The organism is Streptomyces sp. NPDC031466 (assembly GCF_055581265.1).
This window is the reverse complement of the sequence record NZ_JBVIJT010000003.1, coordinates 632,520-657,410: the sequence shown is the minus strand read 5'-3', so window position 1 is coordinate 657,410 and position 24,891 is coordinate 632,520. Positions and strand designations below refer to the sequence as shown.

The window sequence follows — 24,891 nt, the reverse complement described above, 5'->3', positions numbered from 1 at the left end:
GGCAGGCGCCTAGAGCGGCGCGGGGCGATCGTTGAGGATCTTCTGGAACAGCCGGTGGTCGCGCCAGGCGCCGTTGATGTAGAGGGAGTTCGGTGCGAGGCCGTACTCCTGGAATCCGCATTTGGCGAGCACGCGCTGTGAGGCGGTGTTGTGGAGCAGGGTGCCCGCCTCGACCCGGTGCAGGCCGAGGTGGGTGTCGGCCACCGCGCAGACGTGGCGCGCCGCGGCGGACGCGAGGCCCCGGCCGACCTGACCGGCGTCGACCCAGTAGCCGAGGTTCGCGCTGCGGGCGGGGCCGAACACGACGTGCGACAGGGCGGCGTGCCCGACGACCTCCTCGCCCGCGACGAGCACCCAGTGCGCGCTCCGGCCCGCCCGCATGTCCGCCACCTGCCCCCGGACCCGCTCGGCCTGGCCGTCGACGGTGTAGAACGACTCGGGCCGGTCGGGGTCCCAGGGGGCGAGGTGGGCGCGGTTGCGGCGGTAGGCGCGCGCGAGCGCCTCCGCGTCGTCGAACGCGACGGGCCGCATGAGCACGTCCGCCGCGAGTGCTGCCTCTGCCTCTGCTCCGCTCATGCGAACCAGCGTACGAGGAGCCGGCGCGCGGGCGGGTCAGCGGCCGCCGGCGACCCGCAGGACCGTGCCGGTCGTGTACGAGGCGTCGTCCGAGAGCAGCCACGAAACAGCCGCGGCGACCTCCGAGGGCTGACCCGAGCGGCCCATCGGGATGCCCGGGGCGAGCTTCGCGGGGCGCTGCGGGTCGGCGTGGAACTCGGTCCAGATGACGCCGGGAGCGACGGCGTTGACGCGGATGCCGTCCGCGGCGACCTCCTTGGCCAGGCCGACCGTCATGGTGTCGACGGCGCCCTTCGCGGCGGCGTAGTGGACGTACTCCCCCGGCGAGCCGAGCGTCGCGGCGGCGGAGGAGATGTTCACGATCGCGCCGCCGCCGTGCGCCTTCAGGTCCCGTACCGCGCGCCGGGCACAGAGCAGATAACCCAGTACGTTCACCTCCAGCGCGCGGCGCATCCCCTCGGCGTCGGCCTCCGCGAGGGGGCCGACGGGGCCGCTCACCCCCGCGTTGTTGACCAGCCCCGTGACGGGACCGAGTGCCGCGGCGGCGTCGAAGAGGTGGTCGACGTCGCCCTCGTCGGCGGTGTCGACGCGCACGGTCAGACAGTGGCGCCCGGCGGTGCGGACCGCCTCGGCGGCCTTCTTGGCGGCGGCCTCGTCCGAGCGGTACCCGATGACGACGTCGTGACCGTCCTCGGCGAGCCGGCCACCGATGGCCGCGCCGATGCCGCGGCTGCCGCCGGTTATGACGGTTACGGGGTTCTGCATGGGACCTCCGGTCCGGGGGGGGGGCGGATGACTGGCGCCACGGGTTCGCCGCGAGCGGCGGGGGGGCGGCCCGTGGGTCCGCCGCGGCGGTCAGTCCGGGGCACCGGACGTTTCAGGGAGCGAGGGTGTCTTCGGGGGCCGCCTGGTCCGCGGGGAGGCTGTCCATGAAGGAGCTGACCGAGAAGACCGCGTTGCCGGGCCCGGCCGGCCCGTACCCGGGCGGCGAGGAGAGCCCGTTCGCCTCCATCGTCGCCCGGTATGCCTCAAGGAGTCGCACGTGGTACTCCAACGGCGCCCCCTGAGGATTCGCCTTGCCGAGCGGCGTCGTCGGCTCCGGGCACCACGTGGTGAACCGGGGCGTGATGCCCCGCGACATGAAGTACTGCAGGCCCTCGACGGTGGAGTCGATGGCCTCGTCGACCGTCTTGAAGCCGAACGGCTCCGCCATCTCCACGCCCGCGACGAAGTTCGGGATCACGTTGCGCGGCCCGAAGACCTCCGCGGAGTCCAGGATGCGCCGGTGCCACTCGTCGCGGCCGACGTAGCGCTCCTTGCCGGGGCAGTACCGCTCGAAGAGGTAGGGGTCCCACACCTCGTAGTTCGGGTGGTAGATCCGCACGCCGTAGTCGTGGAAGCGCTGCACGTCCGCCTTGGGCAGGGCCTGCGCGACGACCTTGCCGATCCAGCGGCCGGGGAAGCGCTCCTCGATGGCCTTGGCGTACTGCCCGTAGAAGTCCGCCTCGTCCTTGCCGCCGATCTGCGAGGTGATGGCGCCCCCGGTCAGCGTGTACGCGGTGGAGGTCTTGCCGGTGTCGTACTTGTCGATGATGGCGAGGGCCTCCAGGACCTCCTCCACCGGCTTCACGCCCGTGTAGGGGCGGCCCGCCGCCTTGTGCTGGCGCCAGTTGTGGTTGATGTCACAGTACTGGCACTCCTCCTTGGCGCCGAAGTACTGGCAGACCCGGAAGACCGTCAGGTAGATGAGGTAGCCCCACTGGATGGTGGGCGCCACCTCCATGACGGACTTGCCGTTCTCCAGCGTGTGCCGGTAGTAGTCCGGCATGGGCGGCAGGCCGACGTCGGAGATGCGCACGCCGTCGAGGTAGAGGCCGAGCACGCCGTGGTCGTCGGCGGCGACCCGGTAGGGAGAGGCCGGGTTCACGCGCACCGACACGACGGTGCGGCGCAGCTCGTAGGGGCCGCCGGTCAGGACGATCTCCTCGGGCGGGCGGCGCAGCGCGGCGGCGCCCAGCTCGGGGAGGGTGCCGTGGTCGAAGGAGAAGATGAAGTACGACTTCGGCTTGACCTCGCCGCCTTCGTTGTCGCTGAGGGCGGACTCGTCGAAGGCGATGCCGCCGCGCAGGAGGTCCTCCTTGATCACGGCCTCCCGCGGCACGTGCGGGAACCGCTCCATGAGTGACTCGATGAGCTGAGTACGGTTCTCGCTGCGGCTTGGCATGGGCCGGGCACCTCGGATCCTTGTCGTCGATCTGTCCCGTCCACGCTAATACCCGCCCGGCCCTTCGCGGATCCGGCTCCGGTCGCGGGCCGCGTCCGCCGCGGGTCTAGGCTTTGGGCGGTATGCCCTCCCGCCCGTACGAGCCGATGCCCCGCACGCCCGCCCGAGGCTGCGCCGCGCGTCAGGCCGCCGGGCGGGAATCCGCCGGGCGCCGGCGGAGCGCCGGGGTGGTCAGGGACCGGGGGGCCCAGACGCCGTCCGGCGGGTACACGTCCGTACCGGGCGGCACGATCTCGTCGATCCGGTCGAGGGCGGCGTCGTCCAGGGCCACGGACGCGCCCTGGAGGGTGTCGCGCAGCTGCTCCATGGTGCGTGGGCCGATGATCACCGAGGTGACGGCCGGGTGGGCGAGCGGGAAGGCGGTCGCCAGCTCAGGCAGGGAGCAGCCCACCTCCTCGGCCACGGCGACGAGCCGCTCGACGGCCTCCAGCTTCGCCGCGGTGAGCGGTGCCGCCGGATCGAAGCGGCCCGGGTGCAGGGCCGGGCGTCCGCTGCTCAGGTCCAGGGCCTGCCCCTTGCGGTAGCGGCCGGTCAGGAATCCCGAGGCCAAGGGGCTCCAGGTGAGCACTCCCATGCCCAGTCGCTGCGCCACCGGCAGCACGTGCTTCTCGATGCCCCGGGCCAACAGTGAGTACGGGGGCTGCTCGGTGCGGAACCTCTGGAGGCCGCGGCGGTCGGCCACGTGGTGGGCCTCGACGATCTCCTCCGCGGGGAAGGTGGAGCAGCCGAACGCTCTGATCTTGCCCTGGCGCACCAGATCGGTCAGGGCGGAGAGCGTCTCCTCGATGTCGGTGGCGGGGTCCGGCCGGTGCACCTGGTAGAGGTCGATCCAGTCCGTTCCGAGCCGTCGCAGGCTGTCCTCCACGGCCCGCACGATCCAGCGCCGTGAGTTGCCGCCCTGGTTGGGGCCCTCCCCCATCGGGAAGTGGAACTTGGTCGAGAGCACGACGTCGTCGCGCCGGCCCTTGAGCGCCTTGCCGACGATCGTCTCCGACTCCCCGGCCGAGTACATGTCGGCGGTGTCGACGAAGTTGATGCCGTCGTCCAGCGCGGCGTGGACGATCCGTGCGCAGTCGTCGTGATCGGCGTTGCCGACGGCCCCGAACATCATGGTGCCGAGGCAGTAGGGGCTGACCTCGATACCTGTCCCGCCCAGAACCCGGTGGCGCATGCGCTTCTCCTTCGTCGTCGCCCTCTTGACTGCGCTGGACCCTACGACCTGGAGTCCGCTCCAAGGCAAGTCCCCAAGGCGCGTACGGACCCTCGACGGGGCGGCTCAGCTCTTGGAGCCGGACAGGGCGACGCTCTGGACGAAGTGCCGCTGGAGGAAGACGTAGACGAGCAGCATCGGCAGGCTCGCGATGAGCGAACCGGCCATCATCAGCGGGTAGTTGGTCTCGTACTGGCCCTCCAAGGAGGTCAGTCCGGCGCTGATCGGCATCCTCTGCGGATCGGTGTTGACGACCAGGGGCCACAGCAGGTCGTTCCAGGACCACATGGCGGTGATGACGGCGAGCGCGGCGAGGGCGGGCCTGATCAGCGGCAGCATGACGGACCAGAAGATGCGGAAGGGGCCCGCGCCGTCGATGCGGGCGGCCTCCTCCAGTTCCCCCGGCAGCGAGAGGAAGAACTGGCGCAGCATGAAGGTGCCGAAGGCGCTGAACATGCCGGGCAGGAACAGCGCGGGCGCGGAGTTGAGCAGGCCGAGCCGCTGGACGATGTCGTACTGCGGGAGGACGAGCAGCGAGCCGGGGACCATCAGGACCGACAGGAACAGCCCGAACAGGACGTCGCGGCCCCGGAAGCGCATGCGGGCGAAGGCGTAGCCGGCGAGCGAGCAGAACACCAGCTGGCCGAGGGTGCGGCCGAGGGTGTTGAGCACGCTGTTGGTGAGCATCTCGCGGAACGGCAGCGCGGTGAACACCTCCTGGAAGCTCGCCCGGTTCCAGTGGTCGGGCAGAAAGGTGGGCGGCACCCGGGAGGTCTCGGCGAGGGTCTTCAGCGCGGTGAGGAGCTGCCACAGGAAGGGGAAGACCATCACGAGCGCGCCCAGGGACAGGACGGCGTGCGTGGCGATGGATCCGGCGCGGCGCCCGCGTGCGGGGGTGTCAGGCATAGTGCACCCACCGCTTCTGGAGCCGGAACTGCAGACAGGTCAGGGCGGCGATGAGCAGCATCAGCAGGAAGGCGAGCGCGGCCGCGGCTCCTTGCGCGTTCTCGATGAACGCCCACTTGTAGAAGAGGCCCACGATGGATTGCGTGTCGCCGATCGCGGGGTTCTTCTCGGCCATCATGATGTAGATCAGGTCGAAGGTCTGCAGTGAATTGATCATGCAGATGACGGAGGCGAAGAAGATGGTCGGGCTGAGCAGGGGCAGCGTGATGGTGAAGAACCGGCGCAGCGCCCCGGCCCCGTCGAGTTCGGCGGCCTCGTAGTAGTCCCGCGGGATTCCCTTGATGCCCGCCATGAAAATGATCAGGTAGTAGCCGGTGGTCGACCAGACCATCACCGCGCCGATGGCGTAGACGGCTGTGGAGGGATCGGACACCCAGTAGTGCCGGTCGGCGCCGAACCGGCCGAGGAGGTCGTTGAGGAGCCCGAAGTCGCCGTTGTAGAGCCAGTTCCAGACCAGTCCGACGGCGACGGGAAGCGTCACGAACGGCACGAAGTACAGGGCGCGGTAGAGGGCGACGCCGCGCAGGCCGCGCCGGTTCAACAGGGACGCGACGACGATCGCGATCGGCAGGGCGGTGAGGCCGATGACGCTGTAGAGGAGCGTGTTGCCGAGTGCCTGCCAGACGGTGACGTCCTTCACCACGCGGACGTAGTTGTCGGCGCCGATGAAGGTGTGTCCGCCGAACGTCCCGAATTCGGTGAAGCTGAAGTAGAAGGTCTGGAGCAGGGGCCAGAAGTAGAAGACGGTGAAGCCGAGTCCGAGCGGCGCGACGAAGAGATAGGCGGCGCGCTGACCGCGTGGTGTGGGGCGCGCGCCGGACGCGGTGGCGCCGCGTCCGGCCGCCTTCGAGGCGGCCGCTGCGGGAAAGACACTCATGAGGCGCGTTCCTCCTTCAGGGCCCGGTCCATGTGTTCGCCCAGGGTGCGGGCGGCGCTCTCGATTCCGCCCTTGCCGCTGAACGCGGCTCCGAGGAGCGGATATTGGAGGTTCTCCCAGACGGCGGTGTTCTCTGAGCTGGGGTAGGGAACGGCGTACTTCTGCATGTCGATGAAGTGCTTCAGCTCGAATTCGGGCATCGACGCCAACCAGGCGTCCTGCGTCCCCTCGTGGCTGGAGATGGTGACGCCCGCCTTCGCCTGGATCTGTGCCGCCTCGCGCCCCGCCATGAAGTGCACGAGTTTCCAGGCGGCCTCCTTCTTGCGGCTCTTGGCGGAGATGACGTTCGCGAGGCCGTGGATGATGGTGGCCCTGCGGTGCCCCTTGGGCAGGACGGCTATGCCGCCGTGGTCCCGCAGCGCGGGCACGGCGTACATCTGCCCGGCCATCGCGGACAGGTCGTAGTTCATGGCGACCTTCTCCGACCAGTAGCGCACCCGCCCGACGGACTCGACCATCGCGCTCTGCGGCGGTGACCAGCCCCGGTCGATCATGTCGGTGAGGAAGCGGAGGCCCTCGATGGACCGCTCGTCGCCGAAGCCGGAGCGGCCGTCCTTCAGGATGTGACCGCCGGCGCCGCAGACGGCCGGATAGATCTTCGTCTGCCGGTCCATCTCCGCGGCGAAGCCGTGTACGCGCCGCCGTGGATCGGTGAGTTCGGCCGCCGCCGCACGTACGTCGTCCCACGTCCAGTCGGCGTCGGGGTACTTGATGCCCGCCTTGTCGAAGAGCGCCTTGTTGTACCAGAGGCCGATGGTGTCGAAGTCCTTGGGGATGCCGTACTGCGTGCCGCGGTGGGCGTAGAGACGCACCAGGGAGCTCGGGTGGCGGTCCATGGGCGTGGCGTCGGCCGCGATGTGGCCGGAGAGCGGTTCGAGGACGCCGCCCGCCGCGTACAGCTGGAAGTTGACGGCGTTCATCCAGAAGACGTCGGGGGCGGTGCCGCCGCGCATCGACGTCTTGAGGGTCGTCCAGTAGCTCGCCCAGGGAGTGAGGGCGATCCGCACGGATATCCGGGGGTGCCGTCTCTCGAACACGGCGATGACCTCCCGCATGCCCGGCGCCTGTGCCGGGTCCCACATCCCGTACGACAGAGTGGTCCTGCCCCCGCCGTCCGCGCCGTCGCCCCCGCCGGAGCAGGCGGCGAGCACCGGGGCGGCCAACGCCCCGCCGAGCAGAGTCCTTCTGCGCATACGCGCCCTCGCCTCCCGAGAAGTCGCCGGCGCGGGCGTCCGCGGCGGCCGGTCAGTCGAAGTACGACTCCAGCGTGCCCCGGCGCCGCACGTCCAGGGTGGCGCAGTGGAACGAGCCGCCGAACGGCGCGTAGTGGAGCAGGTCGCACGGGATCGGTTCGAACCCCCACTGTTCGAGGGCGCGCAGCATGCCGGTGTGGTGCCGCTCCGCGATGACCCGCTTCTCGTCGATCATCAGCACGTTCATGCTCAGCCATTTGCCGCACAGCGACGTCATCTTGAGCAGGCGTTCGTCGATCGGGTCGGGCTCGGGGGCGATCAGGACGTCCCAGGGGCCGAGCACGTCGGGCAGCCGGTCGACGTCGATGTACTCGGGGTTGACCAGCACCTTCCCCGGCGCGAGCAGGACGAAGGTGGTGTCGATGTGCATGGGCGTGCGGCAGCGGCTCTCGATCTCGTGGATGCGGTAGCCGGGCCCGAGGTGGCGGCGCAGCCATTCGATGCCCAGCTGATTGGTGACGTTGCTCCGTGTCACGAACAGGTCGCGGCCCGCGCGCATGAAATCCGCCGCGTCGAACACCGGCTCGAACTCGGTGAGGAGGTAGCGCATCGGCTCGCCGTCGTTCGGCGGGCGGAAGTCCTTTTCGTACAGCGCGTCGGTGAGCTGCGGTTTCGGCGCCGACGTCCAGCGCGCGCCGCGCCGGAAGTAGTCCTTGAGGAGTCCGCGGTAGGAATGTGTCTCGAAATACCGGCACGGCCACGCCATCGGGGCCTCGATGATCTCGTCGCCGACGACGAGCAGGCCGTCGCGCGGACAGGTGTTGCAGAATCCGCGCGAGGACCAGTCGGGCGTGGCGAAGCGCCGGCTGTGGTCGACCGCGTCCGGACGGGTGACGGTGACGCCGAGGGACCGCAGGAGGGCGAGGAACTGGTCGAGCTCCTGCTGGGCCGGTTCGATGAGCCGGCGCGGATACGCGAAGCCGGCGGCGAACCCCTGGAGCCGCGCCGCCCAGGGCGGGATGTTGCATGCCACGACCGGATGGCTGGAGGGGATGGTCGCGCCGTCGAGACGGCCGACGATCACCTCCTCCAGCGGATCCCACTCGTTGTGCGAGGCGACCGGCGAGACGAGGGGCTCGCGGGTCTGCTCCGCGGCCGTGCTTCCGGGCCTGTCCACCACCGTCATCCTCAACCGCTTCCGCTCGCAGGGACCGGGGTCGCGCTCGACTCGGAGGAGTTCCCGCCGCCCGGCGCGGTGCCGGGCGCTCGGAGGTTCCACAGCGCGTCGAGTACCAGCATCCGCGAAATCCATGCCGCCGCCACACGCGACATCACGAGGCCGCCGACCGGTTGACAGACCTGGCCGAAACGTGAAGATCCAGGTGGGGGCAGGCGCACCCGCCGGCCATGGATGGGGCAGGATGACGTCCGCGCCGGGCCGGGCCTTTCGTTCCGGCGTGACCGAGCCCCCGGAACCTGAGCAGGTAACACAAGGTGACGACACATCACATACGCCGCGCACAGGCGCACTCGCCCCGCACGACGGGAGCGACGCGATGACCCGAGCGCTCACACCGCACGACTGGATCATGGCTGGGATCGCGGTGGCCGCCGGCGTCGCGGCCGGGCTGCTGCTGCGCGCCCTGCTGCGCTGGCTCGGCGAACGGGCCAGCCGGACGCGCTGGAGCGGCGACGACGTCATCGTCGACGCCCTGCGCACCCTGGTGCCCTGCGCGGCCATCACCGCCGGGCTCGCCGCCGCGGCGGGCGCCCTGCCGCTCACCCCGCGCACCGGGCGCAACGTCACCATGGTGCTGACCGCGCTGCTCATCCTGGCGGCGACGCTGACGGCGGCCCGGATCGTCACCGGCCTCGTGGGGGCCCTCGCGCAGTCCCGCTCCGGGGTGGCGGGCTCCGCCACCATCTTCGTGAACATCACCCGGGTCGTCGTGCTCGCGATGGGCTTCCTCGTCGTCCTGCAGACCCTCGGGATCTCCATCGCGCCGCTGCTCACCGCCCTCGGGGTGGGCGGCCTCGCGGTCGCCCTCGCGCTCCAGGACACCCTCGCCAACCTCTTCGCGGGCGTCCACATCCTCGCGGCGAAGACCGTGCAGCCCGGCGACTACATCCAGCTGAGCAGCGGCGAGGAGGGCTACGTGGTCGACATCAACTGGCGCAACACGACGGTGCGGCAGCTCTCCAACAACCTCGTGATCATCCCGAACGCCAAGCTGGCGAGCACCAACATGACCAACTTCAGCCGCCCCGAGCAGGAACTGTCCATCACGGTGCAGGTCGGGGTCGCCTACGACAGCGACCTTGAGCACGTCGAGCGCGTCACGACCGAGGTCGTGGACGAGGTCATGAAGGACATCACGGGCGCCGTCCCCGACCACGAGGCGGCCGTCCGCTTCCACACGTTCGGGGACTCGCGGATCAGCTTCACGGTGATCCTCGGCGTCGGCGAGTTCAGCGACCAGTACCGGATCAAGCACGAGTTCATCAAGCGCCTGCACCAGCGCTACCGCGCCGAGGGCATCAGGGTCCCCGCCCCCGCCCGCGCCATCACCGTCCAGCAGGGCGAACTGCCGCCACCGCTCGGCATCCCGCAGCAGCGGGACCTCTCCATGCCGCCCCGCGTGCGCTGAGCCGACCGGCGGGCCGCTCGGTGGCGGGCCGCGCGACCCCGTGATCCACTCGTCGGCATGGGGCAGGACCACGGCCCGTCCGCCGCGGCGACGGGCGGCACGCTCAGCGGGACGTACCGCGGCCGGCTGCTGTGGACCATCGGCATCAGCGCCTCGATCACCGTCATCCAGGTGGCCGGCGCGCTCCTGTCCGGCAGTCTCGCGCTCCTCGCCGACGCCGCGCACAGCCTGACCGACGCGGTCGGCGTCACTCTCGCCCTCGGGGCCATCACCCTCGCCCAGCGCGCCCCCACGCCGCGGCGCACCTTCGGGTTCTACCGGGTGGAGATCTTCTCGGCGGTCCTGAACGCGTTGCTCCTCGTCGCCGTCTTCGGGTGGGTCCTGTGGTCGGCGGTCGGCCGGTTCAGCGAACCGGTGGAGGTCGAGGGCGGCCTGATGTTCGCGGTCGCGGTCGGCGGGCTCCTCGCCAATCTGGTGGGCCTGTGGCTGCTGCGCGACGCCAAGGAGAAGAGCCTCAATCTGCGCGGCGCCTATCTGGAGGTACTGGGGGACGCGCTCGGCTCGCTCGCGGTGATCGCGGGCGGCCTGGTCATCTGGCTCACGGGGTGGCAGGCCGCCGACCCGATCGCCTCGATCGTCATCGGGCTGCTGATCGTGCCGCGCGCGTACGGCCTGCTGAGGGACTCCGTCCACGTCCTCCTTGAGGCGACCCCGCAGGACGTCGACCTCGGCGAGGTGCGGCGCCATCTGCTGGCGGAGCCCGGTGTCGTCGCCGTACACGACCTGCACGGCTGGACCGTCACCTCGGGGATGCCCGTCCTCACCGCCCACGTGGTCGTCACGGACACCGCCCTCGCGAGCGGCTACGGGAATCTCCTCACCCGCCTCCGACGATGCGTCGCCGGCCATTTCGACGTAGCGCACTCGACACTCCAGCTGGAACCGGAGGGGCACACCGAGGAGGAAGAGGCACTGCATCTGTGAACCACCTCCCGGCGACGTACGCCGTCGTCGTGACGGCACGGGGCGAGCACGGGGCGAGTACGGGGCGAGTACGGACCGGCGTCGGGCACCGGCCCCAGAGCGCCCTTGCCGACCGGATGCGACTTACGTGTAGGACCGGATGGCGACCGTGACATCCATGGTGAAGGCGTTCCTCCCCGCTGCGGACGGCAGGCCAAGGGCCCGGTCGAGCGGACGGTCCAGGACGCCGCAGCCACTGGTGCCCGGGGCGGCGAACTCCGCGTCCTGCGTAGCGAAGGAGACGACCAGGGGGTCCTTCGATATCACCCGGGTGGGGCGGGTGTCCTTGAGCACCAGGTGGACCGCCTCCTCCGCACCGCCCACCGAGCAGCCCGACCGCGGCCGAGCCCGTGGCCCGTGCGCCGCGCCGATGGCGAACGTGATGTCGAACTCGCCGCGCCGGGTCTCGTCGGACAGGAAGTCCGAGTAGCCCCCATACCGTGGAGTCAAGGTCAACGGGGTGCCTCCGGCCCGGATGGACGGAGCGGTCATCGCGCCGAAGACCTGACGGAATTCACCGTCCACCCGGCCCTCCGCGAAGGTGATCTTCATGGGTTCGGTGAGCGGCTCGTCGACGGCGCCCATGCGCAGATGTCCTGTGGCGTGCATGACCTCGCAGCGCCAGGTGCCGGGATCCGCACCGGCGGGCAGCTCGTCGGCGGCCGGGCAGGCGGAGAAGTCGAACCCGGGCAGCGCCGCCGCCTGTTCGACTCCGTGCGCGGGTGCGGCACCCAGGACGAACCCGGCCAGCAGAGCCCCCGTGGCAGCACTTGTGATGCGGCGGAGCATGCGATTCGAGGTCACTCGGTTCGAGGTCATGCACCCAGCATTGCAGAGATTTCTCTGCAGAGGAAGGTCTGCAGAGAAATCTCTGTTCTCGCGCTAGACTGCTCGCATGACGAAAGAGCGGAGAGTGGACGCCGCGGCGCGGCGCACCGTCGACAGCCCCGCGGCACTGAAGGCCCTCTCGCACCCCCTGCGGCTGCGCATCCTGCGCCACCTCGGCACGGCCGGCCCGGCCACCTCGACCACCCTGGCCGCCGCCCTCGGCGAGAACACCGGGACGCTCAGCTACCACCTGCGCATGCTGGAGCGCAGTGGCCTCATCGAAGACATCCCCGAGCGCTCCACCGGGCGGGAGCGCTGGTGGCGCGGGGTCCGCGGCCTCGACATCCGCCGACCGCCGCGGGGCGAGCTGACGGAGGCCGAGCGCGCCATGTCGGCCGAACTGGACCGGATGCGGAAGGAGGAGGACGTCGAGCTCGCCCGGCAGTTCACCGCCGGACAGGCGGAGTCCGAAGGCTGGATGCGGGGTTCACGCAGTCTCAGCCACCTCACGAAGGCTGAGCTGGACGCGTTCCACGACGACTATCTGGCCCTGCTCGCGCGCTATGCCCGAGGTCCCGAGGACGCCCCCGCCGACGCACGGCCCGTGCTCCTGCGCTGGTTCGGCCTGCCCACCGACTGACCGCACGGGTGATCGAGGGAGGACGGCGGCCGACCGGATCGAGGCGTCCCCAGGAGGGAGCGGGAGGGTCGGCGCGGCCCCCGAGCGTGCTCCCGGGCAGGTTAGGGTGGCACCGCTGAGGGTGCGTGAAGTACACGACAGGGGGCTCGCGTTGGAACGCCTGGTCGGAGCGGGGCCGCAAGCAGCCGGGCGACCGGGCGCGGTGGGCCGGTGACCGGCCGGCCGGGGGCCGCCCCGGTACTACCCCCCTCGTTGCGCGCGTGGCTCGGGCTGGTCGCCGCTCTCGCCGCCCCGACGGTCGTCGGGCTCGGGGTGATGTACGCCGGCCACAGCGAGCCCGGCCGGGTGGACCGGTGGGTCGTCGAGCCGACGGCGGACAGTGTGCGTCCGCCGTGGCGGCACGTCGCCGGGGTCACGGACTTCCTGGGGGAACCCGTCGGAGCGGCGGTGCTCGTCCTGGGCGCCGTGCTGTGCTGCCTGCTGCTTCGGTGGCCCCGCGCGGCCGTCCTCGTCGCCGTCGGCCCCGGTGTGACCGTGGGGACGACGACCCTGCTCAAACCACTGGTGGGCCGCACCATCCACGACGGAAGCCTGTCCTACCCGAGCGGGCACACCGCCTTCCTCACCGCGCTCGCCCTCGTACTGGCGTTGCTCGCGACCGGCCGGAGCGGCCACGGCAGGCGAACCGGCACCTCACTCGTGCTCCTGGCGGCGTCGGCCGCCGGCGGCGCCATGGGCTGGGCGCAGGTGGCCCTGGGCGCGCACTACCCGACCGACGCCCTCGGCGGCTGCTGCACCGCGCTGGCGGTGACCCCGGCCGCCGCGTGGCTGGTCGACCGGGCGAGCGAGCGGATGGCGGACCGGAGAAGCGACCCGGCGGGCGACCGGATGGCCGACGCCGGGCGGCCATAGCCTCGCCGGCACTCCCGCACTCCCCCACTCCGGCGCCCCGCACCCCGGCACCCCGACCTCCCCGGCACGTCACCTCACGCCTGGCGCCGGAACACGGGCTTCACCGGCCGTCCCGCCAGCCACGGAGTGGGGTCCTCGGCGTCCAGCGCCTTCCGGTACACCGCACACGCCTGGGCGACCACCTCGACGGTGTGGTCGATGTCGGCGTCGTCGAGCGCGCTGCTCACCACGAACGACGGCGCGAGCACCCCGCCCGCGAGAAGGTGCCGCAGGAACAGGGTGCGGTACCGCTGCGACGGCCGGCCGTTCTCGTCGAGGGTGGCGAAGACCAGGTTGCTGGCCCGCCCCCGGACGACGAGGTGGTCCCCGACGCCCACGGCGGCCGCCACCTCGCGGACACCGGCGGCCAACCGCTCGCCGAGTGCGTGCAGTCGCGCGGTGACGCCCTCCTCCACATAGGTGGTGAGCACGGCCATCGCGGCGGCCAGGGAGTGTGTCTCCGCGCCGTGTGTGGTGGACAGCAGGAACACCCGGTCGCCCTCTCCCCGCAGCCCGCCCCGCTCCATGAGGTCGCGGCGCCCGGCCAGCGCGGAGACGGCGAACCCGTTGCCCAGCGCCTTGCCGAACGTGGAGAGGTCGGGGACGACGCCGTACAGACCCTGGGCGCCCGCCTCGGACCAGCGCAGGCCGGTGATCATCTCGTCGAAGACCAGGACGCAGCCGTGGCGGTCGGCCAGCTCGCGCAGCCCGGCGAGGTACCCCGGCGGGGGCTCGGTGTGGGTGGCGGGTTCGAGGATCAGGCAGGCGACCTCGCCCCGGTGCCGGGTGAGCAGTTCGTCGGTGGCGGCCAGATCCCCGTACGGGAAGCCCAGGGCGAGGTCGGTGGTCGCCGCCGGGATCCCGGCGGACATCGGCGTGGTGCCGATGAACCAGTCGTCCACGGAGAAGAACGGATGGTCGGCGCAGACGGCCACCCGGGAGCGGCCGGTGACGGCGCGGGCGAGGCGGACGGCGGCGGTGGTGGCGTCGGAGCCGTTCTTCGCGAACTTCACCATCTCGGCGGTCGGCACGGTGGCCAGGAAGCGTTCCGCGGCCTCGACCTCCACGATGGACGGCCGCACGAAGTTGCTGCCGCGGTCCAGCTCCCGCCGCACCGCCTCCAGCACCCGCGGATGGGCGTGCCCGAGGCTGACCGACCGCAGGCCGGAGCCGTATTCGACGTAGCGGTTGCCGTCGACGTCCCACACGTGGGCGCCGTGGCCGTGGCTGATGACAGGGGCGAGGTTCTCGGGGTACTGGTCGTCGCCCTTGGCGTACGTGTGCGCGCCGCCGGGGATCAGGGCGTGCAGCCGCTCGTTCGCCTCTCGCGACCGTGGGAGGTCCAACTCTTCGTTCTCCACGCCGACTTCAGCTCTCTTCCTGGTGCCGCAACTGCTTGAGGACCTCGGCGAGGCTCGGCGCCCGCCGGTCCCGCGGGGACATCGACGTGGCCGGCAGCGGCCAGGGGATGGCCAGCTCGGGGTCGTCGAAGGCGATCGTGACGTCCTCGGCGGGATCGTGCCCGCGGTCGATCCGGTACGAGGTGTCGGCGGTCCCGGTCAGCGCCTGGAAGCCGTGCGCGCACCCCGCCGGGACGTACAGGGTGCGCTGCGTCTCGCCGGACAGCTCGAAGAAGGCCCGGGCGCGGTAGGTCGGCGAGTTCGGCCGCAGGTCCACGACGACGTCGAAGATCTGCCCGTACGAGCACCGCACCAGCTTGGCCTCGCCGGCACCGGAGCGCAGGTGCAGGCCGCGCACCACGCCCCGGACCGAGCGGGACACGCTGTCCTGGACGAAGGCGGCCGGGTCGAGGCCCACCGAGCGGACCACGTCGGCGTCGAAGGTGCGGCAGAAGAAGCCGCGTTCGTCGGCGTGCGGTGTCGGTTCGAAGAGGAAGGCGCCCGCGATCTGGGGGACTTCGGTCGCTTTCATGGCGTCTCCTGCCGGGCGTGGCCCTGTGCGTGGTCGGTGGTGGGGAACAGAGCCTCGGTCAACTCGGCCAACTGGTGCTTGAGTTGGTCCTCGACGGAGGCGTTGCGCTCGGTGAGGGTCAGGCGCAGCTCCGCCGCATGCCGCTCCAGGTCGCGGAACTGGCCGAGCAGCCGGTCGGCGTCGACCTCGCGGGCCGGGTGGCAGTACGCGCCGAGCCCCATCCGGTGCATGAGCGCGTCGCTCTTGGCCGCGTAGCTGAGCGCCAGCGTCGGGGTGCCGGTCTTCAGGGCGCAGACCAGGTTGTGGTAGCGGGTCGCCACCACGCTCTCGGCGGCCGCCGTCTCCTTCATCAGGTCGGTGAGCGAGGCCGTCTCGGCCGCGGTGACCAGCGGCGAGCCCACCGCGTCGAGGATCGCGGCGACCACCGGCGCGTCGCACGCGTCGCCGGTGAGCAGCCGTACCGGCCTGCCCTCCTCGGCCAGCGCGCGCACGAACCGGGTCGTCCCGTCGAGGTAGCGGTGATGGATCTCCTCCGCGTGGGCGCGGTCGTCGTCGCCGCCGTGAAAGGCCATGACACCGACGCAGACCACGCCCGGCCCGGCCGGTGGTGCGCTCGCGCGTGGTGCCGGCAGGGCGAAGGCGAGGTCGGGGTGCACCTCGTCGCGCGAGGTGTCCACGCCCATCGCCCGCATCGCGTCGCGGGACAGGGTGTCCCGGTACGAGCGGTACGAGGCCAGCCGCGCCGACCGGCGCACCAGGGCCCGGGTCGCCCGGCTGCCGATGGGGGCGGCGCCGACGCCGACGAGTGCGACCCGGGTGCCGAACAGCCTGCCGGAGGCGCAGAGCAGGAACAGGGAGTACGGGAAACCCCAGGGGCGCAGCGGCAGCGTGGCCTCCAGGACGCCCATGCCCGGCACGATCACCACGTCGTGCCTGCGCACCCAGGCGGCGGTGCGGACGGCGTCCACGACTTTGCCGAGGCCCTTCCCCACGATCGCGCCCGCGCGTGAGGCGGTGCGGTACTCCCCCCGGTACCAGTGCAGTCGCGTCGCCGGGATCGCGTACCGGGCCGCGACGGTCGCGGGTCCCCCGCACAGCGCGTCCACGACCGCCTCGGGGTGCTCGGCGCGCAGGTATCCGAGGACGGCTTCCAGCGACCCGTCGTTGCCGAGGTTGCCGGAGCCGAGCAGACCGAAGAGGCCGACGCGGACGGCGCTCACGCCTGCCTCCCCTCACGGCCGGCGACGAGGGCGTCCACGGAGACGGCGAGCCGGCCGGGGTCGACCGGGGCGCGGTCCTCGACCCGCTCGCCGGCGCCGGGCCGCGCCCGGCTGGTCAGCCACGCGGCCAGGTGGCCGTAGCAGGCGCGCCGGTCGGCCGACGACAGCGGCGCCCGCCGGATCGCCGAGGCGAAGCCCCAGACGTACTCGGCGAGCAGCCGGGGGGTCGGGTGCAGCGGGCCGGCCCGGCGCGGGTCGAGGTTGACGCACCGGGAGCGCTTGGAGGGGTTGGCCCGCTCGGCACGGGTGGGGTGGTCGCGGCGGAAGTACAGCAGTTCCGGCACCTGGTGGAAGGGCCCGTGCAGGGTGATCTCGGCGACGAATGTGCGGTCCGCGTGGTGGTAGCTGTCGTGCGGCTTCACGCGGCGCAGCACGTCGGCCCGCATCACCCCGTAGAAGTCGTCGCCGCCGGGCTCGAACAGCAGGCTGCGGAAACGCTCCGGCGCGTGCGGCGAGTCGGTGGCGAGCCCGTAGTCGTAGGGGACCTTCACCCGGCCGTCCTCGTCGATGACCGCCTGGCCGCTGTGCGCGAGGACCACCTCGGGCCGCTCGTCCAGCACCTCGACGCAGCGCCGCAGCAGGTCCCGGGCGTAGAGGTCGTCGTGCGAGGCCCACTTGAACAGTTCTCCGCGGCACTGGGTGAACACGTAGTTGTGGTTCGGCGCGGCCCCGATGTTCCGGGGCAGCCGGATGCAGCGGATGCGGGAGTCCCGCGCCGCGTACTTGCGGCAGATGTCCTCGGTCCCGTCGGTCGAGGCGTTGTCGGTGATGACCAGCTCGAAGTCCTCGTAGGTCTGGCCGAGCAGGGCGTCGAGCGACTCGGCGAGATACTCCTCGCCGTTGTACACGGGCAGGCCGATGCTCAGCCGGGGATGGGCGCTCATGGTGTCCTCACTTCACGGATGGGGTTGTGGTGGCGCTCGCGCAGGGCGGACCGCAGGTGCAGCCACCACACCGCGCAGGCGCCGACGGTCGCGGCGGCCACGCCCCAGGCCGAGCCGACCGTGCCGGCCACGGCCGCCCCGCCGAGGCCGCCGACGACGTAGCAGGCGGAGGCGAACAGCTGGCCGCGCAGGCTGCGCCGGGCGGCGGCGAGCGCGCGCAGCCCGGCCGCCGCGCCGGTGCCGAGGCCGGCGCCCGCGACGCCGAGCGTGGCCGGCACGATGAGCTGCGAGGCGGAGCTCCAGACGTCGCCGAGCACCAGTTCGCCGGCCCGGTCCGGTACGAGGAGCAGCGCCGCGCCCCAGAGCAGCGCGGCGACGGCCTGCGCACCGCCCAGCAGGAGGCAGAACATGCCGAGGCGGTGCGGGGAAGCGCGCAGCACCCGTGCCGCCTCCGCGACGGTGACCAGCGAAAGGCCCATCAGAACGGCGAGGAACGGGCCGAGCAGGAGTTCGGCGCCCCGGATCGTGCCGACGGCGCCGACCCCGACGATCGCGCCGAGGCCGTACGCCCGCAACTGGCTCGCGCCGCTGGTGCTGACGTTCTCGGCCAGGTACCGGTAGCCGAGGTCGTGGTGGACGCGAAGCCATGCGCGGGCCCCGGTCGGGCGGGGCCGGATGCCGGACTGGAAGCAGCCGTAGAGCGCGGCGACGGCGGCGGACGCGCCCCAGGCGAGCACGAAGGCGCTCACGCTGCCCACGCGGGCGGCCACCACCATGGCGGGGATGAGCGCGACGCCCCACACGAGGTCGTTGACGAACGCCTTCCGCCCGGCGCCGGCGGCGAAGAACGAGTACCGCCAGGCGTCCTGGAGCAGCAGTCCCGGCAGCATGACGCCGAGGCCGGCGAACGCGGGCCCCACGGAGCCGCCGGCGGCGAGCCCGGTCGCCAGGCAGGCCGCGCCGACGACGGCACCGACCCCGAGCGCGGCGCCCGACGAGCGGGCCACCGCCGCTCGCCAGGACGCGTCCGGCACGCCGCTGAAGCGCACCACGAGCGGGTCGGTGGCGAGCCCGCGGGAGACGCTGAGCACCACGCCGTAGGTCACCCAGGCCAGGCTGAACACGCCGAACGCCGCAAGGCCGAGCGAGCGGGCGACGTAGATGCCCACCGCGAAGTTGGTCATGCTGGAGGCCGCCTGGTCGGCAAGGCCCCAGGACAGCCGGCCGAGCATGGCCCGCTTGGCGGTGGGCCGCGCCGTCTTCCGGCGTCCGGTGGCCATCGGCGTCATGCCTTGAGGAGTCCGGCGCCGCGCAGGGCGTCGGCCGCGGCGGCGACGGCGTCGAACGGCAGGGCGGCCCGCTCGGCGATGTCCAGCAGGCTGTGCTCACCGTCGGAGAGGCTGAGCACCCACAGCATGGCCAGCTGGGCGTGGTGCGCGTCGCTGCGGCCGCCGAGCGAGTCGTACAGGCCGCGCCGACCGAGCTGCGGTTCGCCGTAGGGGCTGAGGTTGAGGTAGCGGCGGTTGCGGTCGAGGACGGCGAAGGCCTCGCGGCAGACGGCGAGCGTGTCCGCCATCGCCTCCGGGGAGACGAAGTCGGGGTTGTCCGCCGAGGTGTGGTACTCGGGGTAGCCGGCGTACGGCGTACGGCTGAGGGAGCCCACGCCGAGATCGAAACCGGGCGAGCAGTACTGCCGCTCGTCGTAGCCGTAGGGGGTGAACTCCCGGATCTCGTGCGGACGTTCGGAGGTGGCCAGTACGTGCCGCAGCACCCGGTCGATCTCCGCGTCGCCGCGCCTGCTCTGCTTGTACGTCAGTGTGCCCCGGTCGCCCGCGCAGGCCAGCACCAGGCCGTGCCGGACTCTCCCCCGCCCTCCCGGTTCCGCCCGGCCGAAGGACGCCCCGTCGACCCGTTCTCTGTTGCGGGCCAGCCAGGTGATCGCACCGATGGTGCCGGGCGCGAAGATGAACCGGTACGTGTAGTACGGCGTCTCCGCCGCCAGCGCCCTGGCCAGGAACGTCGCGACGGCGATGCCGGCGAGGTTGTCGTTGGCCAGTGACGGGTGGCAGACGTGGCAGGAGACGATGACCTCGTCGGCGACCTGGCCGGGCACGACGTGTTCGGCGTAGGTGAGGTGGCCGTCGGCGAGGGTGGAGTCGACGCGCACCTCGTACTCGCCGTCCGGCAGCGCGTCCAGGGTCTCCTGGGAGAGGCAGAAGCCCCAGTCCGGCTTGTAGTAGCTGGTGCGGTAGGGCACCAGGGTGGGCTGGTCCGGCAGGGTGTGCAGGTGCTTCCGCAGCTCGGTGAGCGGCATGGTCCTCGCCACCGGCACGCTGTAGCCGAGCACGTGCAGGCTGGACGCGGCGAAGTCGACGACGCGGCGGCCCGTGGCGTCGGCGATGTAGGCGTCCCGGATGTTCCACTCCTGCGGCACCGTCCAGTCGAGCACCTGCGTCCCGGTCGGCACCTCGTGGACCTGAAGCGGCAGGTACTCGTCGACGATCTCCAGGGTGGCGCGCACACCGTCGCCGGTGATGCTCCGGCACAGCGGATACAGCCGCTCCACCAGGGCGTGCATCTCCTCGCCGTGCCCCGTCACCGGCGCCGCCGCAGGGTGTCGTCCACGGTGCCGGCCCCGGTCGCCGCGCGCAGGACGGCGAGCCGCGTGAAGCGCTGCTCGAAGGCCTCCCGGGTCAGGCCGTGCTCCCGGTAGGCGTCGGCGAGTTCGAGCGCGCCGCGCTCGACCGTCCAGGCGCACGCGAAGCCCGGTATCGCGGCGCGGAACCGGGAGAAGTCCACCCGGTAGGACCGCGGGTCGGCGCTGTTCTCGCCGGTGATCACCACCTTGGCGCCGGACACCGCCTCCGCGACCTGTTCGGCGATCTCGGCGACCGTGACGTTGTTGGTCTCGCTGCCGATGTTGAACGCCCGGTCGTGCACCGCCTCGCGGGGCGCGTCCAGCGCGGCCGTGAAGGCCTTGGCGATGTCGGCGGCGTGCACCAGCGGGCGCCAGGGCGTGCCGTCGGAGAGCACGAGGACCTCGCCGGACAGCAGGGCGTGGCCCACGAGGTTGTTCAGCACGATGTCGGCGCGCAGCCGGGGGGAATAGCCGAAGGCGGTGGCGTTGCGCAGGAACACCGGGCTGAAGTCGTCGTCGGCCAGGGCGTGCAGGTCGTCCTCCACCCGCACCTTGGACTCCGCGTACGGCGTCACGGGGCGCAGCGGGGCGTCCTCGCCCACGAGGTCGCCGCCGCCGGCGGCTCCGTAGACCGAGCAGGTCGACGCGTACAGGAAGCGCCGCACCCCGGCCTCGCGGGCCAGCCGGGCCAGCCGTACGGACGCGTGGTGGTTGATGTCGTAGGTGAGGTCGGGCGCCAGCGCGCCGAGGGGGTCGTTGGAGAGTGCGGCCAGGTGGATCACGGCGTCCACGCCGGCGACGTGTTCGGCCGTGACGTCGCGCAGGTCCACCCGGTGGCCCGGCGGGTCCGCGGGCGGCGGGCCGAGGACGCAGTCGGCGAACAGGCCGGAGTCGAGGCCGACGACGTCGTGGCCGGCGGCCGTGAGGACCGGGGCCATGACGGTGCCCAGGTAGCCCTGGTGTCCGGTCAGTAGTACGCGCAAGGTTCAATCTCCCAGATCGAGCGTGAGTTTGGTGACGGCGAACGCCTCGGCGTAGCGGGCGTGGCATTCGATGCCGCGGATCCTGGCCAGACCGAGGAAGGCCTCCCGGTCGTACCAGGGCCGGTGGCGCTGTGAGGGGTAGTGCTCCTGGAGCAGCCGCACCTTCTCCTCGGCGATCCGCGGTGACAGCGGCTGGTACGCCGCCGGGCGGCCGAGGTCGCCGTCCCACTTGGCGATCTCGTAGCCGAGCACGAGGTGGTCGCGGAACGCGGTGGTCATCAGCTTCGCCAGGCCGCGGTGGTCCTGGTGCGCGTCGTCGGTGCGCGGTGCGAGCACGAGATCGGGCTCGGTCCCCGCGCGCAGCTCCTCGACCGCGGCCTTGGCCTCCTCCCACTGCGCCGGCAGTCGGCCGTCCGTCAACTTCAGGACGCTCAACCGCAGTTCGGCGTCGGGGCAGAAAGCGGTGAGCGCGGCGTGCTCCTCCTGCTCCCGCTCGCCGCCACCGCCGGAGAGCACCATGGCGTCGACGCGGAGACCGGGCCGGGCCAGGCACATCGCGAGGAGGGTGCCGCCGGCGCCGATGGCGATGTCGTCGCAGTGCGCGCCCACCGCCACGATCCGCTCCATACGTCGCGCGGTACCGAGCCGGATCACGCGCCCACCCCGGCGCCGTCTCGTTCCCACACGGCCCACGGGCGGTCGCCGCGGGTGTAGGCGGCGTCGAGCGAGGCCCGCTCCTTCACGGTGTCGGTGGGCTTCCAGAAGCCGCGGTGCCGGTGCGCCACCAGCCGTCCGCGCTTGGCGAGTTGGTGGCAGCCGTCGGCGACCAGGTCACCGTTCTCCGGTATGTGGTCGAAGACCTCCTGGCGCAGCACGAAGTAGCCGCCGTTCTCCCACAGCGGCAGTTCGCTCACCGCGGTGATGCCCCCCACCAGTCCGTCCTCGCCCAGCTCCACGCAGTGGAACGAGGACTGCGGCGGCACCACCATCATCGACGCCCCGGCGTCGCGCCCGGCGAACTGCTCGATCATCTGGGGCAGCGGGGCGTCGGTGAGCACGTCGGCGTAGTTGGCGAGGAACATCTCGTCGCCGTCCAGGTGGTGGCGCACCCGGCGCAGCCGCTCCCCGATCGGTGACTCGATGCCCGTCTGCGCGAACGTGATCGTCCAGTCGGCGATGTCGGTGGACAGCAGCTCCGTCTTGCCGCCCCGTAGCACGAAGTCGTTGGACGTCGTCTCCTCGTAGTGCAGGAAGAAGTCCTTGATGTGGTGCGCGCCGTAGCCCAGGCACAGGATGAACTCCTTGTGCCCGAAGTGCGCGTAGTAGCGCATGACGTGCCAGATCAGCGGTCGGGGGCCGACCATCGCCATCGGCTTGGGCACGTCGTCGGCGGCGCCGTTGCGCATCCGCATCCCGTAACCGCCGCAGAACAGTACGACCTTCATGAGTTGACCTCGACAATGCTCAGTTCCGGGACGGGGAAGACAAGGCGGCCGCCCCACTCGTGGACGAAGGACAGCTGCTCGACCAGCTCGGCCCGCAGGTTCCAGGGCAGGACGAGGACGTAGTCGGGCCGGTCGGCGGCGATCTGCTCGGGCGGCAGGATCGGGATACGGGTGCCGGGGGTGAACCGGCCGTGCTTGTAGGGGTTGCGGTCGACCGTGTACGGGAGCAGGTCGGGCCGGATGCCGCAGTGGTTGAGCAGGGTGTTGCCCTTGCCCGGGGCGCCGTAGCCGACGACCGTCTCGCCGCGCTCGGCGGCCTCGACGAGGAACCGCAGCAGGTCGCGGCGGACCTTGGCCACCCGGGCGGAGAACTCGGTGTAGCCGGACAGCTCCTGGAGACCGGCGGCCTTCTCCTCGCTCAGCAGGTCGGCCACCCGCCGGGACGGCTCGCCGGCCACCTCGGCCGGCCGGGCCCACAGCCGGATGGAGCCGCCGTGCGTGGGCAGCGACTCGACGTCCACCAGGGTGAGTCCGCCGCTCGCCAGGGCCCGGATCGCGGAGGCGACCGTGTAGTACTGGAAGTGCTCGTGGTAGATCGTGTCGTACTGGTTCTCCCGGATCAGGGTCAGCAGGTGCTGCACCTCGATGGAGACCCACCCGTCGTCGGCGACCAGGGAGCGCAGGCCCTGGGTGAATCCGATGACGTCGGGGATGTGCGCGTACACGTTGTTGGCCACGACGAGGTTCGCCGGGCCGTGCTCGGCGCGGACGGCCGTGCCGGTGTCCGGGCTCAGGAACTCCGTGAGCGTGGGCACGCCCGCCTCGCGTGCCGCCGCGCCGACGTTCACCGACGGCTCGATGCCGAGACAGCGGATCCCCCGGTCCACCAGGTGCCTCAGCAGGTATCCGTCGTTGCTCGCGACCTCGACCACGAAGGCTTCGGGACCAAGGGCCAGGCGCTGGACGGCGTCGGCGACGAACGTGCCCGCGTGCTCCACCCAGGAGGTCGAGTACGAGGAGAAGTAGGCGTACTCGCTGAACGTCTCCTCCGGCGTGATCAGCGGCGGGATCTGCGCGAGCCAGCAGTCGGTGCACACCCGCAGGTGCAGCGGGTACGTGGGCTCCGGCCGGTCCAGTTGGTCCGCGGCGAGAAAGCTCTCACATGGTGGTGTCGCCCCGAGGTCGACGACGCTCGCCATCGCCTCGGAGCCGCAGAGCCTGCATCGTGTCATGTGCTGTCCCCATCCCCCCTGTTCGCGCGGGTGTCCCCGCCGCGAGCCAGTGCCGACCGACCCGCGATCGCGGTGCGGTACTCCTCCACCAGGCGCTCCAGGCCGACGGCCGGGCTGAAATCCCGCTCGTACCGGCGCCGGGCCGCCTGGCCCATCTGTTGGTTGCGGGCCGGCTGGGCCGTGATCCGGCGCAGGCAGGACGCGAGCGAGCCGGACTCCCCCGGCCGGTGCAGCAGTCCGGCCACGCCGTCCTCGACGAGTTCCACGAAGGCGCCGTGCCCCGCGGCGACGGCCGGGACGCCGGCCGCCATCGCCTCCACGACGACGAGGCCGAACGCCTCCAGCCATGTCGAGGGGGCCACCACGGCGACCGCCCGCGCGATGGCCTGACGGCACTGCGCCGGGTCGTACAGGCCGACGCAGCGCACGTCCGGCCGGCCCGCCGCCCAGGCGGTCACCTCCCGCTCCAGCGGCCCGGCCCCGGCGATCACGAGCGGTACGCCCACGCCGCCGCCCGCCGTGATCTCGTCCCACGCGGCCATGAGCAGCCGCACCCCCTTGGCCTCCGCGAGGCGGCCGAGGTAGAGCAGGTGCTCGCCGGCGCCCGAGCGGCGGACGTCCGGGTCGGGCACGAAGTTGTGTTTGACCGCGAGGCGTTCGGCGGGCATGCCGGCCCGCACCAGGACGTCGCGCTGCGCCGCGGAGATGCACAGGAACCGCTCCACGCCGGTCCACCACCGGCGCCGGTTGACCGCCAGGCTGACCGCGAGCGGCACCGTCGCGAGCCGCGAGTCGCGGTAGCAGCCGTGCCGGACGGCGGGCAGCGGCAGCGCCGCCCCGACGCACTCGGTGCACGGCCGGCCGTCCCGCTGGAGCGTGCCGGGCGGGCAGACCTGGGTGTAGTTGTGCAGCGTGGCGACCGCGGGCACCCCGGCGTCGGCGCAGGCGGCGAGGACCGAGGGCGAGAGCAGCGGGAAGACGTTGTGGACGTGGACCACGTCCGGGCGTTCGGCGCGCAGCCGGGCGGCGAGTTCCGTGCGGACCGCCGGGTTCCACGGCACGAGGAGCGGCAGCGCGGCCTTGCCCGGCAGGGACGTGGCGGCGATGTCGTCGCTGCGCCGCTCGAACAGCTCGACCCGGTGGCCGGCCGCGCGCAGCAGTGCCGTCTCCTGGTCGACGACGTTGTTCTCTCCGCTCGGCTGCGCCGAGGAGTAGCGGTTGTGCACCACGAGAACGTGCAT

24 protein-coding genes are annotated in these 24,891 nt (G+C 72.0%); 4 read left to right on the top strand and 20 right to left on the bottom strand.

Going from position 1 to position 24,891, the window contains the following annotated elements; genetic code table 11:
* Positions 1–9: 9 nt before the first annotated feature.
* The 8 genes from ACZ5GP_RS08690 to ACZ5GP_RS08655 all read right to left on the bottom strand — a co-directional run bounded on the left by ACZ5GP_RS08690 (position 10) and on the right by ACZ5GP_RS08655 (position 8,352).
* A complete protein-coding gene (locus tag ACZ5GP_RS08690; protein WP_468750098.1) occupies positions 10–576 on the bottom strand; it encodes a GNAT family N-acetyltransferase in 567 nt (188 codons plus the stop codon).
* 36 nt (positions 577–612) lie between these two features.
* Positions 613–1,341, bottom strand: a complete 729-nt coding sequence (locus ACZ5GP_RS08685; RefSeq protein WP_468750097.1) for an SDR family oxidoreductase — start codon at positions 1,339–1,341, stop codon at positions 613–615.
* A 112-nt stretch (positions 1,342–1,453) separates the two neighbouring features.
* Positions 1,454–2,800, bottom strand: coding sequence for a radical SAM protein (locus tag ACZ5GP_RS08680; protein WP_468750096.1), 1,347 nt, complete (start codon positions 2,798–2,800; stop codon positions 1,454–1,456).
* A 181-nt stretch (positions 2,801–2,981) separates the two neighbouring features.
* Positions 2,982–4,031: an aldo/keto reductase gene (locus ACZ5GP_RS08675; RefSeq protein WP_468750095.1), complete on the bottom strand. Its 1,050-nt coding sequence runs from the start codon at positions 4,029–4,031 to the stop codon at positions 2,982–2,984.
* Between the two features lie 105 nt (positions 4,032–4,136).
* Positions 4,137–4,976 carry a carbohydrate ABC transporter permease gene (locus tag ACZ5GP_RS08670; protein ID WP_468750094.1) on the bottom strand — a complete coding sequence of 280 codons (840 nt, stop codon included), beginning with the start codon at positions 4,974–4,976 and terminating at the stop codon, positions 4,137–4,139.
* Complete coding sequence (locus ACZ5GP_RS08665) at positions 4,969–5,913, bottom strand: carbohydrate ABC transporter permease (RefSeq protein WP_468750093.1); 945 nt, start codon at positions 5,911–5,913, stop codon at positions 4,969–4,971. Before ACZ5GP_RS08665 ends, ACZ5GP_RS08670 begins: the two co-directional genes overlap by 8 nt.
* Positions 5,910–7,166, bottom strand: a complete 1,257-nt coding sequence (locus ACZ5GP_RS08660; protein ID WP_468750092.1) for an ABC transporter substrate-binding protein — start codon at positions 7,164–7,166, stop codon at positions 5,910–5,912. Before ACZ5GP_RS08660 ends, ACZ5GP_RS08665 begins: the two co-directional genes overlap by 4 nt.
* A gap of 52 nt (positions 7,167–7,218) precedes the next feature.
* The gene (locus ACZ5GP_RS08655; protein ID WP_468750091.1) at positions 7,219–8,352 is read right to left on the bottom strand and encodes an amidinotransferase; all 1,134 of its coding nucleotides are present in this window, start codon (positions 8,350–8,352) and stop codon (positions 7,219–7,221) included.
* A 370-nt stretch (positions 8,353–8,722) separates the two neighbouring features.
* Here ACZ5GP_RS08655 and ACZ5GP_RS08650 point away from each other — a divergent pair, with 370 nt between their 5' ends.
* Together ACZ5GP_RS08650 and ACZ5GP_RS08645 are read left to right on the top strand one after the other, a co-directional pair.
* A complete protein-coding gene (locus tag ACZ5GP_RS08650; protein WP_358577656.1) occupies positions 8,723–9,814 on the top strand; it encodes a mechanosensitive ion channel family protein in 1,092 nt (363 codons plus the stop codon).
* Between the two features lie 57 nt (positions 9,815–9,871).
* A complete protein-coding gene (locus tag ACZ5GP_RS08645) occupies positions 9,872–10,798 on the top strand; it encodes a cation diffusion facilitator family transporter (protein ID WP_468750090.1) in 927 nt (308 codons plus the stop codon).
* 123 nt (positions 10,799–10,921) lie between these two features.
* On the opposite strand, the gene ACZ5GP_RS08640 is transcribed toward ACZ5GP_RS08645, so the two are convergent.
* On the bottom strand, positions 10,922–11,656 hold the full coding sequence (locus ACZ5GP_RS08640) for a hypothetical protein (protein ID WP_468750089.1): 735 nt from the start codon (positions 11,654–11,656) through the stop codon (positions 10,922–10,924).
* A gap of 76 nt (positions 11,657–11,732) precedes the next feature.
* Here ACZ5GP_RS08640 and ACZ5GP_RS08635 point away from each other — a divergent pair, with 76 nt between their 5' ends.
* Both ACZ5GP_RS08635 and ACZ5GP_RS08630 read left to right on the top strand, forming a co-directional pair.
* The gene (locus tag ACZ5GP_RS08635) at positions 11,733–12,305 is read left to right on the top strand and encodes an ArsR/SmtB family transcription factor (RefSeq protein ID WP_468750088.1); all 573 of its coding nucleotides are present in this window, start codon (positions 11,733–11,735) and stop codon (positions 12,303–12,305) included.
* Positions 12,306–12,515: 210 nt separating this feature from the next.
* Positions 12,516–13,217 (top strand): phosphatase PAP2 family protein, encoded by a 702-nt coding sequence (locus tag ACZ5GP_RS08630; protein WP_468750087.1) that lies wholly within the window; start codon positions 12,516–12,518, stop codon positions 13,215–13,217.
* Between the two features lie 74 nt (positions 13,218–13,291).
* Here ACZ5GP_RS08630 and ACZ5GP_RS08625 read toward each other — a convergent pair whose 3' ends face one another.
* From ACZ5GP_RS08625 to ACZ5GP_RS08575, 11 genes are read right to left on the bottom strand one after another with little or no spacing between them, the layout of a single operon-like run.
* Positions 13,292–14,617: a glutamate-1-semialdehyde 2,1-aminomutase gene (locus ACZ5GP_RS08625; protein ID WP_468750086.1), complete on the bottom strand. Its 1,326-nt coding sequence runs from the start codon at positions 14,615–14,617 to the stop codon at positions 13,292–13,294.
* A gap of 7 nt (positions 14,618–14,624) precedes the next feature.
* Positions 14,625–15,188, bottom strand: coding sequence for a dTDP-4-dehydrorhamnose 3,5-epimerase family protein (locus tag ACZ5GP_RS08620; protein ID WP_358577646.1), 564 nt, complete (start codon positions 15,186–15,188; stop codon positions 14,625–14,627).
* Positions 15,185–16,408: a polysaccharide pyruvyl transferase family protein gene (locus tag ACZ5GP_RS08615; protein ID WP_468750085.1), complete on the bottom strand. Its 1,224-nt coding sequence runs from the start codon at positions 16,406–16,408 to the stop codon at positions 15,185–15,187. Before ACZ5GP_RS08615 ends, ACZ5GP_RS08620 begins: the two co-directional genes overlap by 4 nt.
* Positions 16,405–17,352 (bottom strand): glycosyltransferase family 2 protein, encoded by a 948-nt coding sequence (locus ACZ5GP_RS08610; RefSeq protein ID WP_468750084.1) that lies wholly within the window; start codon positions 17,350–17,352, stop codon positions 16,405–16,407. Before ACZ5GP_RS08610 ends, ACZ5GP_RS08615 begins: the two co-directional genes overlap by 4 nt.
* Complete coding sequence (locus ACZ5GP_RS08605) at positions 17,349–18,641, bottom strand: hypothetical protein (protein WP_468750083.1); 1,293 nt, start codon at positions 18,639–18,641, stop codon at positions 17,349–17,351. Before ACZ5GP_RS08605 ends, ACZ5GP_RS08610 begins: the two co-directional genes overlap by 4 nt.
* A complete protein-coding gene (locus ACZ5GP_RS08600; protein ID WP_468750172.1) occupies positions 18,638–19,930 on the bottom strand; it encodes a DUF4910 domain-containing protein in 1,293 nt (430 codons plus the stop codon). The genes ACZ5GP_RS08605 and ACZ5GP_RS08600 overlap by 4 nt, the downstream gene beginning before the upstream one ends.
* 17 nt (positions 19,931–19,947) lie before the next feature.
* Positions 19,948–20,973 carry an NAD-dependent epimerase/dehydratase family protein gene (locus ACZ5GP_RS08595; RefSeq protein ID WP_468750082.1) on the bottom strand — a complete coding sequence of 342 codons (1,026 nt, stop codon included), beginning with the start codon at positions 20,971–20,973 and terminating at the stop codon, positions 19,948–19,950.
* A gap of 3 nt (positions 20,974–20,976) precedes the next feature.
* Positions 20,977–21,627 (bottom strand): PIG-L deacetylase family protein, encoded by a 651-nt coding sequence (locus ACZ5GP_RS08590; RefSeq protein WP_468750081.1) that lies wholly within the window; start codon positions 21,625–21,627, stop codon positions 20,977–20,979.
* On the bottom strand, positions 21,624–22,418 hold the full coding sequence (locus tag ACZ5GP_RS08585) for a glycosyltransferase family protein (RefSeq protein WP_468750080.1): 795 nt from the start codon (positions 22,416–22,418) through the stop codon (positions 21,624–21,626). The genes ACZ5GP_RS08590 and ACZ5GP_RS08585 overlap by 4 nt, the downstream gene beginning before the upstream one ends.
* On the bottom strand, positions 22,415–23,650 hold the full coding sequence (locus ACZ5GP_RS08580; protein WP_468750079.1) for a class I SAM-dependent methyltransferase: 1,236 nt from the start codon (positions 23,648–23,650) through the stop codon (positions 22,415–22,417). Before ACZ5GP_RS08580 ends, ACZ5GP_RS08585 begins: the two co-directional genes overlap by 4 nt.
* Complete coding sequence (locus ACZ5GP_RS08575; protein WP_468750078.1) at positions 23,647–24,891, bottom strand: glycosyltransferase; 1,245 nt, start codon at positions 24,889–24,891, stop codon at positions 23,647–23,649. The genes ACZ5GP_RS08580 and ACZ5GP_RS08575 overlap by 4 nt, the downstream gene beginning before the upstream one ends.